The organism is uncultured Amaricoccus sp., assembly GCF_937858865.1.
Lineage (GTDB): Bacteria > Pseudomonadota > Alphaproteobacteria > Rhodobacterales > Rhodobacteraceae > Amaricoccus.
In genome coordinates, this window is sequence record NZ_CALLYO010000552.1 from 1 (window position 1) to 9,153 (window position 9,153).

The window sequence follows — 9,153 nt, forward strand, 5'->3', positions numbered from 1 at the left end:
CGCCGGCACCCGGAAGAGGTCGGTGCGCAGCGGCGCCAGGTCCCGGTCGAGCCCGAGGCGCGCCCGGGCGGCCCGGAAGCGCCGCGAGATGAGCTCCGCCCGCACCCCCTCGCCGCGCATCCGCTTCCCCCAGGCCGCGTCATAGTCCCGCCCGCCGTGCATCTCGCGCACCTGGTTCATCACCTTGGCCGCCCGCTCCGGAAAGGCCTCCGCCAGCCACTCGCGAAAGAGCCCCGCCACCTCCCGCGGCAGCCGCAGCGCCACGTAGCTCGCCGCCACCGCGCCCGCGTCCCGCGCCGCCCCGAGCACCGCCTCGATCTCGTGGTCGGTCAGCCCCGGCACGACCGGCGCCATCATCACCCGGACCGGGCAGCCGGCGTCGCTCAGCGTGCGGATCACCTTCAGCCGCCGCTCCGGCGCCGGCGCCCGCGGCTCCATCGCCCGCGCCACCTTCCGCTCCAGCGTCGTCACCGACACGCCCACCCGCGCCAGCCCCTGCCGCCCCATCTCCCCCAGGATGTCCGCATCCCGCTCCACCAGCGTCCCCTTGGTCACCACCGTCACCGGATGGCCGAAGTCGCGCAGCACCTCGAGGATCCCCCGCATGATCCCGAACCGCTTCTCGATCGGCTGGTAGGGATCGGTGTTCGTCCCGAGCGCGATCGGCGCCACCCGGTAGCCCCGCCGCGACAGCTCCGCCACCAGCACCCGCGGCGCCGCCGGCCGCGCCACCAGCCGCGTCTCGAAGTCGAGCCCCGGCGACAGCCCGAGCCAGGCATGGCTCGGCCGCGCGAAACAGTAGATGCAGCCATGCTCGCACCCGCGATAGGGATTGATCGACCGGTCGAAGCCGACGTCGGGCGAAGTGTTGCGGGTGATGACGCTCCGCGGCCGCTCGATCGCCACCTCGGTCCGCACCGTCGCCTCCGCCTCCACGACCCACCCGTCGTCCACCCGCACCCGGGCATAGGGCTCGAACCGCCCGACCCGGTTGCTCGCCGCCCCGCGCCCCGGCCGCAGCTCCTCCGGCACCCGATCCGATTCGTCCCCGATCATGGGCGGGACTCTAGAACATAATGAGAACATCCGCCAGCATCGGCCGGCGAAGGCCGCCCCTGTCGGCGCACCGCCACGGGGAGTCGTTTCCTTTCGCGAGATCGCCGCCGGATCGGCTAAGCGGAGCTATGATGCCTGCCAGCCCGCCGGAGCAGCCGATGGCCGAAGACGACGACGAGATCATCCTGAGCGAGCTCAGTGACGAGGAGCTGGTGCCGCAGATGCACGACGACCTCTACGACGGCCTCAGGGACGAGGTGGTCGAGGGCGTCAACATCCTGCTCGGGCGCGGCTGGACCCCCTACGACGTGCTGACCAAGGCGCTGGTCGAGGGCATGCGCATCGTCGGCATCGACTTCCGCGACGGCATCCTCTTCGTGCCCGAGGTGCTGCTCGCCGCCAATTCGATGAAGGCCGGGATGGCGATCCTGAAGCCGCTCCTCGCCGAGACCGGCGCCCCGCGCCTCGGCAAGATGGTGATCGGCACCGTCAAGGGCGACATCCACGACATCGGCAAGAACCTCGTCTCGATGATGATGGAGGGGGCGGGGTTCGAGATCGTCGACCTTGGCATCAACAACCCGGCGGACAGCTACCTCGACGCGCTGGAGCGCGAGGACGCCGACATCCTCGGCATGTCGGCGCTGCTGACCACCACCATGCCCTACATGAAGGTCGTCATCGACACGCTGAAGGAGCGCGGCCTGCGCGACCACTATGTCGTCATGGTGGGGGGCGCGCCGCTCAACGAGGAATTCTCCAAGGCGATCGGCGCCGACGCCTACTGCCGCGACGCGGCGGTGGCGGTCGAGACGGCAAAGCAGTTCATGGCCCGCAAGCACAACCAGCTCGCCGGCGCCCGCTAGAGGCACGGGGCCTGTCCGCGCCTGCGTGCCGGCCCTATCTACCGAGCATGGACCTCGACGACACCAGCCTGAGCGAAAGCGGCCTCGCCGCGACGGGAGCTGCCACGGGGGAGGAGCGGATCCTCGTCATCGCCTGCGGCGCGCTGGCGCGCGAGATCCTGGCGCTGCGCGACCTGAACGGCTGGACCCACCTCGACCTGCAGTGCCTGCCGGCCAAGCTCCACCTCTGGCCGGACCGCATCCCCGACGCGATCGAGGCGGCGGTCCGCGAGGCGCGCAGCCGCTACGCGCGGATCTTCATCGGCTACGCCGACTGCGGCACCGGGGGCCTGCTCGCCGCGCGCTGCGCCGCGCTCGGCGTCGAGATGATGGCCGGGCCGCACTGCTACAGCTTCTTTGACGGCAATGACCGCTTCGCCGCCCGCGGCGACGACGAGATGCTCGCCTACTATCTGACCGACTTCCTCGTGCGGCAGTTCGACGCCTTCGTCTGGAAGCCCATGGGCCTCGACCGGCACCCCGAGCTGCGCGACATGATCTTCGGCAACTACCAGCGCCTCATCTACCTCGCCCAGCTCGACGACCCGGCGCTCGACGCCGAGGCCGCCCGCTGCGCCGCGCGACTCGGCCTCGCCTACGAGCGGCGGCTGACCGGCTATGGCGACCTCGCAGCCGCCCTCGCGGCCACCGCCGACCGCTGACGGAGCACCATTCCGCCGGGCCGGCAAGATTGCCCGTGACGGCGAACGATTTCCGCGATTATCATCGCCTCACGAAATCGGGAGGTGAGAATGGTCGTCCTGCATACCGCCATCGCGATCGTTCTCGTCATCGGGCTCATCATCCGGTTTCGCGTCGACCCGGTCATCTCGCTGATCCTGGGCTCGCTCTATCTCGGCCTCGCCGGCGGGGCGGGCTTTTCCGGCACGCTCGGGGCGATCACCTCCGGCTTCGGCGAGATCATGGCCAAGGTCGGGCTCCTGATCGGCTTCGGGGTGGTAATCGGATCGCTGCTGCACGCGACCGGTGCCTTCAAGCGCATGGTCACGGCACTCGTCTCCGCGGTCGGCCCGCGGCGGCTGCCCTATGCCATGGCCGGGGCGATGTCGACGATCTTCCCCTCGATCTACGTCGACGTGCAGGTGGTGCTCGCCTCGCCCGTCGCCCGCTCGGCCGCGCCGCACCTCGGGCGCGACGGCCTGCCGCTCCTCGCGGGGGCGATCGGCACCGGCATCTTCTCCGGCTACGTCTTCGTCGTGCCCGGCCTCGCGGTGATCCTGATCGCCGGCCAGGTCGACGTCGGCCTGGGCGCCTGGCTTCTCCCCGGCCTCGTCATCGGCCTCGCCACCGCGCTCGTCACCACCTTCCTCTTCCACATGCTGCTCAGGACCGGCTACTGGAAGCGCGAGTCCGACGAGGAGCCGGACGAGGCCATGATCGAGATGGAGGCGCACGATGCCGCCATCGACCCCGAGCACGACGCGCGGGTGCCGAGCCTCGGCCAGTCCGTCGCCCCCATCCTGGTCCCGCTGCTGATGATCGCCTTCGGCGCCTTCGCCGATCTCGCCGGGATCACCAACGACTTCATCGACTTCATCGGCAACGCCAACCTCGCGCTCTTCGTCGGCCTGCTCTGGGCCTACCTGCTGGCGCGGCGCTCGATCGGCGTCGAAGGGACCAACGAGGCGCTCTCCGAGGGTTTCCGCACCAGCGGCGAGATCCTGCTCATCACCGGCGTCGGCGGCTCGCTCGGCGAGGTCATCGGCGCCGTCGGCATGGACGAGGCGCTCGGCCAGCTCTTCTCGGCGGACGCCGGCGGCCCGGTCCTGCTCAGCATCCTGCTCGCCTGGTTCATCGCCGCCGTGCTCCACCTCGCCATCGGCTCGGTTTCGGTGGCGGCGCTGACCGCGGCCGGCATCGTCGGCCCGCTGGTGCCGCAGCTCGCCATCTCGCCGGTGGTGATCGGGCTCGCCATCGCGTCGGGCGCGCTCTTCGCCGTGCAGGTCAACAGCAACTTCTTCTGGATGTTCAAGGGCCTGCTCGGCCTGTCGACGACAGGCGCGCTCAAGACGCTGACCGTGGTCACCGGCATCGCCTCGGTCGTCTCGCTGCCGATGGTGATCCTGGCGAGCCTCGTCCTCTAGAGACCCGCGAAAACGCCTCCCCCGGCGGCACCAGGCACGGTAACCTTGGTGAAGAAGTGATGAACGTCTTTGGAATATGCCAAGACGTTCAGTCACTTACCGGTTTTCGCACGCGTGCGACGAGCGTGCGCGAGGGCCGGTCCTAGAGATAGTCCTGCCGGCTCAGCCCGTACTTCGCCATCTTCTCGTTGAGCGTCCGGCGGGGCAGGGCGAGCTCGGCCATCACCGCGCTCACGCTGCCCTGGTTGCGGCGCAGCGCATGGTCGATCAGCATCTTCTCGAAGGCGTCCACATGCTCCTTGAGCGGCTTCTCCGCGTCGAGCGGGAAGGCCGGCGCCTGGAAGCCGTCGTCGATCAAGAGCGCCGAGATGTTGTTGTCGCCGCGCCGCGCCTGCAGCACCGCCCGCTCGGCGAGGTTGATGAGCTGGCGGATATTGCCCGGCCAGGGCGCCTGAACCAGGTTCGCCGCATCGCCCGCGCTCAGCGTCGGCGGCTCGCAGCCGTACTCCTCGGCGAACTGGATGGTGAAGTGCGAGAAGAGGGTGAGGATGTCCTCGCCCCGCGCCCGCAGCGGCGGCGCCTCGAGAACGAGGCCGGCGAGACGGAAGTAGAGATCGTCGCGCAGCACCTCGGCCGGCGGCGTGCCCGGGCCGAGCCGGCTCGACACCGCGATGATGCGGATGTTGTGCCGCGCCGTGCCGTTCGGGTCGTTGTCGTTGATCGCATCGAGCAGCCGCGCCTGCGCCGCCGGCGACAGCGCCTCGATGTCCTCGAGGCAGAGCGTGCCGCCCTCGGCCTGGTCGATCAGCGGCTTCTCCGGCCAGTCCGGGCCGCCGAAGAGCATCGGCTCGACCTGCTCGGGCGACACCGAGGCGCAGTTCATGGTGACGAGCGGCTTGGCCGCCCGCGGCCCGCAGGCGTGCAACGCCGTGGCGATCAGGCTCTTGCCGGTCCCGGTCTCGCCGAGCACCAGCACATGCCCGTCCGCCTGCGCCACGTCGAGGATCTGCTCGCGCAGCTTCTCGACCGCCGGGCTCGCCCCCATCAGCCGGCGCATGATGACGCTGCCGTCGGAGAGCTCGCGCCGCAGCGCGCGCGTCTCGAGCGTGCGCGCCCGCGCCTCGCCGCCGCGCTGGCAGAGATCGGCCAGCCGGTCGGGCTCGAACGGCTTCTCGACGAAGTCGAAGGCGCCGATCCGCATCGCCTCGACCGCCATCGGCACGTCGCCGTGCCCGGTCATCAGGATGACCGGCAGCCCGGGGTCGACCGACTGCAGCCGCCGCAGCAGCGCCATGCCATCCATCCCCGGCATGCGGATGTCGCTGATGACGACGCCAGGGAAGTCGGGGCCGATCACCTTCAGCGCCGGCTCCGCCGCGTCGAAGGAGATCGGCTCGAAGCCCGAGAGCTGCAGCCACTGCGCCACGCTCTCGCGCATGTCGACCTCGTCGTCGATGATGGCGACCTTGGATTTCACGTTCGTCGGACCTGGCATCATGCTCACTCTGCAGCCTGTGTTTGTCCCCGGCCGCGCGGCAGCAGGAGCTCGAAGACCGCGCCGCCGTCGGGCGCGTTGCGGGCGACGAGGCGCCCGCCGAGCTCGGCCGCGAAGCCGGCGGAGATGGCGAGCCCGAGGCCCAGCCCCTGGCCGGGCTTCTTGGTGGTGTAGAAGGGCTCGAAAAGCTTGTCGGGCTCCCGGAGGCCGGGCCCGTTGTCCTCGATCGAGAGCAGGATCGTCTCGCCCTGCACCAGCAGGATCTTGATCTCGCGGTCGTCGCGCCCGCGCACCGCGTCGATGGCGTTCCTGAGCAGGTTGACGATGATCTGCTCGATCCGCAGCGGATCGGCCTGCACGATCGCGGGCTCGGACGGCAGCGTCGTCACGATCTTGACCGCCATCTTGCCGAGCTGCGGCGCCATCATGGCGAGCGCGGAGCGCACGCTGTCGCGCAGGTCGACCGGCTCGATGTCGACGTCGCCCTTGCGGGCGTAGGACTTGAGCTGGCGGGTGATCCCGCCCATGCGGTCGATCAGGTCGTCGATGCGCTGGAAGGAGGAGAGCGCCTCCTCGGGCCGGCGCCGGGTGAGGAGAAGCCGCGCCCCGGCGAGATAGGTCTTCATCGCCGCGAGCGGCTGGTTGAGCTCGTGGCTGACCGCGGCCGACATCTGCCCGAGCGCGGCGAGCTTCGAGGCCTGCTCGAGGCTCTGCTCCGCCTCCTTGAGGTTCTTCTCCACCCGCTTCCGCGCCCCGATCTCCGCCGAGAGGCGGCGGTTCAGCACCCGCAGCTCCTCCGACTCGCGCTGGATGCGCCGGCTCTCGGCCCGCGTCCGCCGCGACAGCAGGTAGAAGGCGAGGGCGAGCAGCAGCGCCAGCACCATGATGATGAGCGAGAGGACCGCGTTCACCCGCGCCCGCACGTCCTCGAGCGTCGAGAAGTAGGTGAGCCGCCAGTTGCGGAAGCCGACCGGCACCTCGATCTGCAGGTGCGGCGTTCCGGCGACATAGACGTAGGCGGGCGAGCCGAAGGTCCGCCGCGCCTCGCTGAGCGCGCGGGTGAACCGCGAGGGATCGGGCGCCGGCGCCAGCAGGTTCGAGAGCGTGTTCTGCCGCCAGTTCGGCTCGGAGGCGAGCAGCACATGGCCCTCGCTGTCGGTGACGACGACCTTGAGCCGCGCCCGTCGCCAGCCTTCCTCGTGCGCCCCGAGCGGCACCGTCACCACGACGACGCCGAGGAAGGTGTCGTCCTGCGTGATGCGGCGGGCATAGTGGAAGCTGTAGCCGCCGTCGTCGTTCTCGATGATCGAGAAGATCGTGCCGGTGTCGGCCCGCGCGGCGGTGAAATAGGCCTTGTCCCCGTCGTACTGCTCGCGCGGCCGGTCGTCGCTCGCCGCGACGATCCGCCCCTCGGCGTCGAGCAGGAACATCGAGCCCGCGCCGATCTCCTCCTTGAAGCTGGCGAGCCGCTCCTCGGCGCCGGAATACTTGCCCGAGCGCAGCGCCAGGATGAGGATCGGATCGCGCGAGAGGAGCAGCGGCACCACCGAGTGGCGCTGGATCGTCGACTGGATCGAGCCGGCGTAGAGGGTGGCGCGGACCGTCGCGTCGGCTTCCTGGGTCTCGCTGAAGGAACGGGTGAGGTAGGCGTGGCTTGCCCAGATGACCAGGAGCATGCCGAGGACCGAGGCAAACAGCCCCGCGCGCATCCAGAAGCGCCCCGGCGGGGCGTTCGGGAGCTTGCTGTCGGTTCCGATGCTCATCAGGGCAATCCTATCTCACCCTGCGGCGCTCCGCTCAAGCACCCTGGACGAGGGCTGACGCCGGGTTGAAGGCGGAGAAGACCCGTCTGCCGTCGGTGCCGCCGTGCAGCGGATCCACCGCCCGCTCCGGGTGCGGCATCAGCCCGAGCACCCGCCGGTTGGCCGAGAGGACGCCGGCGATGCCGCGGGCCGACCCGTTCGGATTCTCCGCGTAGCGGAAGGCCACCCGGTCCTCGCCCTCGAGCCGGTCGAGCGTCGCCTCGTCGGCGAAATAGTTGCCGTCGTGGTGGGCGATCGGCAGGCGGATCACCTCGCCGGCGCGATAGCCGGCGGTGAAGGCGCTCTCCACCGTCGCGACCACGAGGGGTGTCGTGCCGCAGACGAAGCGGAGCCCGGCGTTGCGCATCAGCGCGCCGGGCAGCAGCCCCGCCTCGATCAGCACCTGGAAGCCGTTGCAGACGCCGATGACGTGCCCGCCGCCCTCGGCGAAGTCGACCACCGCACGCATGACCGGCGAGCGGGCGGCGATGGCGCCGCAGCGCAGGTAGTCGCCGAAGGAGAAGCCGCCGGGGATCGCCACGAGATCGAGCCCCGCGGGCAGGGCGGTCTCCTTGTGCCAGACCTTCGTCACCTCTACCCCGGCCTCGCCCAGCGCCACCGCGATGTCGCGGTCGCAGTTCGATCCGGGAAAGACGACGACGCCGGCCCTCAGGCTCATGCGATCTCCACCGCGTAGTTCTCGATCACCGTGTTGGCGAGGAGCTTCTGGCACATCGCCTCCACCTCGGCCTCCGCCGCCGCGGCGTCGGTGGCGGCGAGATCGACCTCGATCACCTTGCCGACCCTGACCTCGCCCACGCCCTCGAAGCCGAGGGCGCCGAGCGCATGGCGCACCGCCTCGCCCTGCGGGTCGAGCACGCCCGGTTTCAGCGTCACCTCGACGCGCGCCTTCATCAGTTCACCAGCTTCGGGCCGACATGCGTCCGCCCGTTCGTCCGCGGCATCACCCCGAGCCGTCGCGCCACCTCGGTATAGGCCTCCGACAGGCTGCCGAGATCCTGGCGGAAGACGTCCTTGTCGAGCTTGCGCCCCGTCTCGATGTCCCAGAGCCGGCACGAGTCGGGCGAGATCTCGTCCGCCACGATCAGCCGCTGGAAGTCGCCGTCGTAGACCCGCCCGATCTCGATCTTGAAGTCGATCAGCCGGATCCCGACCCCGAGGAACATCCCCGACAGGAAGTCGTTGACGCGCAGCGCCAGCGCGATCATGTCGTCGATGTCCTGCTGGGTGGCCCAGTTGAAGGCGACGATATGCTCCTCGCTGACGATCGGGTCGCCGAGCGCATCGTCCTTGTAATAGAACTCGATGATCGGCCGCGGCAGCTGCTGCCCCTCCGGGATCCCGAGCCGCTTCGACAGCGACCCGGCGGCATAGTTCCGCACCACCACCTCGAGCGGGATCATCTCCACCATGCGGATCAGCTGCTCGCGCATGTTGATCCGGCGGATGAAGTGCGTCGGCACCCCGACCGCGTTCAGCCCGGTCATGAAATGCTCCGAGAGCCGGTTGTTCAGGACGCCCTTGCCCTCGATCACCGCCTTCTTCTGCGCGTTGAACGCCGTCGCCTCGTCCTTGAAGTACTGGATCAGCGTGTCGGGCTCGGGCCCCTCGTAGAGAATCTTCGCCTTGCCCTCGTAAACCAGCCTGCGTCGGGCCATGCCTGTTCTCCGGAATGCGCAAGGGAGGCTCGGGCGGTATGCCCGTCCTTCCCCGGTTATGCGCTCTCTATACTCCCGGCCGGAAAGGAGCAAGCTTCTCGGCCGAATGCC

General features: G+C 69.9%; 9 protein-coding genes. 3 read left to right on the forward strand and 6 right to left on the reverse strand.

The window, feature by feature from the left end; genetic code table 11:
• The coding region (locus Q0112_RS16265; RefSeq protein WP_297977030.1) for a PA0069 family radical SAM protein at positions 1-1,056 on the reverse strand (1,056 nt) is incomplete at its 3' end.
• A 158-nt stretch (positions 1,057-1,214) separates the two neighbouring features.
• Here Q0112_RS16265 and Q0112_RS16270 point away from each other — a divergent pair.
• The 3 genes from Q0112_RS16270 to Q0112_RS16280 all read left to right on the forward strand — a co-directional run bounded on the left by Q0112_RS16270 (position 1,215) and on the right by Q0112_RS16280 (position 4,066).
• A complete protein-coding gene (locus Q0112_RS16270; protein WP_297977032.1) occupies positions 1,215-1,922 on the forward strand; it encodes a B12-binding domain-containing protein in 708 nt (235 codons plus the stop codon).
• A 47-nt stretch (positions 1,923-1,969) separates the two neighbouring features.
• Positions 1,970-2,623, forward strand: coding sequence for a DUF1638 domain-containing protein (locus tag Q0112_RS16275; protein ID WP_297977033.1), 654 nt, complete (start codon positions 1,970-1,972; stop codon positions 2,621-2,623).
• Positions 2,624-2,713: 90 nt separating this feature from the next.
• Positions 2,714-4,066: an SLC13 family permease gene (locus Q0112_RS16280; RefSeq protein ID WP_297977034.1), complete on the forward strand. Its 1,353-nt coding sequence runs from the start codon at positions 2,714-2,716 to the stop codon at positions 4,064-4,066.
• A gap of 142 nt (positions 4,067-4,208) precedes the next feature.
• On the opposite strand, the gene Q0112_RS16285 is transcribed toward Q0112_RS16280, so the two are convergent.
• From Q0112_RS16285 to purC, 5 genes are read right to left on the reverse strand one after another with little or no spacing between them, the layout of a single operon-like run.
• Positions 4,209-5,564: a sigma-54 dependent transcriptional regulator gene (locus Q0112_RS16285; RefSeq protein ID WP_297977035.1), complete on the reverse strand. Its 1,356-nt coding sequence runs from the start codon at positions 5,562-5,564 to the stop codon at positions 4,209-4,211.
• 2 nt (positions 5,565-5,566) lie between these two features.
• Positions 5,567-7,324, reverse strand: a complete 1,758-nt coding sequence (locus Q0112_RS16290) for an ATP-binding protein (protein WP_297977036.1) — start codon at positions 7,322-7,324, stop codon at positions 5,567-5,569.
• Positions 7,325-7,358: 34 nt separating this feature from the next.
• The gene (purQ, locus tag Q0112_RS16295; RefSeq protein ID WP_297977040.1) at positions 7,359-8,036 is read right to left on the reverse strand and encodes a phosphoribosylformylglycinamidine synthase subunit PurQ; all 678 of its coding nucleotides are present in this window, start codon (positions 8,034-8,036) and stop codon (positions 7,359-7,361) included.
• Positions 8,037-8,038: 2 nt separating this feature from the next.
• Complete coding sequence (gene purS, locus Q0112_RS16300; protein ID WP_297977038.1) at positions 8,039-8,278, reverse strand: phosphoribosylformylglycinamidine synthase subunit PurS; 240 nt, start codon at positions 8,276-8,278, stop codon at positions 8,039-8,041.
• The gene (gene purC / locus Q0112_RS16305) at positions 8,278-9,042 is read right to left on the reverse strand and encodes a phosphoribosylaminoimidazolesuccinocarboxamide synthase (RefSeq protein ID WP_297977039.1); all 765 of its coding nucleotides are present in this window, start codon (positions 9,040-9,042) and stop codon (positions 8,278-8,280) included. Before purC ends, purS begins: the two co-directional genes overlap by 1 nt.
• Positions 9,043-9,153: the final 111 nt, after the last annotated feature.

Bases quoted from the DNA above. Each gene is read 5' to 3' on its own strand.
- Q0112_RS16270 (WP_297977032.1), top strand. From the start codon at position 1,215: ATGGCCGAAGACGACGACGAGATCATCCTGAGCGAGCTCAGTGACGAG.
- Q0112_RS16285 (WP_297977035.1), bottom strand. From the start codon at position 5,564: ATGATGCCAGGTCCGACGAACGTGAAATCCAAGGTCGCCATCATCGAC.
- Q0112_RS16290 (WP_297977036.1), bottom strand. From the start codon at position 7,324: ATGAGCATCGGAACCGACAGCAAGCTCCCGAACGCCCCGCCGGGGCGC.
- purS (WP_297977038.1), bottom strand. From the start codon at position 8,278: ATGAAGGCGCGCGTCGAGGTGACGCTGAAACCGGGCGTGCTCGACCCG.
- purC (WP_297977039.1), bottom strand. From the start codon at position 9,042: ATGGCCCGACGCAGGCTGGTTTACGAGGGCAAGGCGAAGATTCTCTAC.
- Q0112_RS16280 (WP_297977034.1), top strand. From the start codon at position 2,714: ATGGTCGTCCTGCATACCGCCATCGCGATCGTTCTCGTCATCGGGCTC.
- Q0112_RS16275 (WP_297977033.1), top strand. From the start codon at position 1,970: ATGGACCTCGACGACACCAGCCTGAGCGAAAGCGGCCTCGCCGCGACG.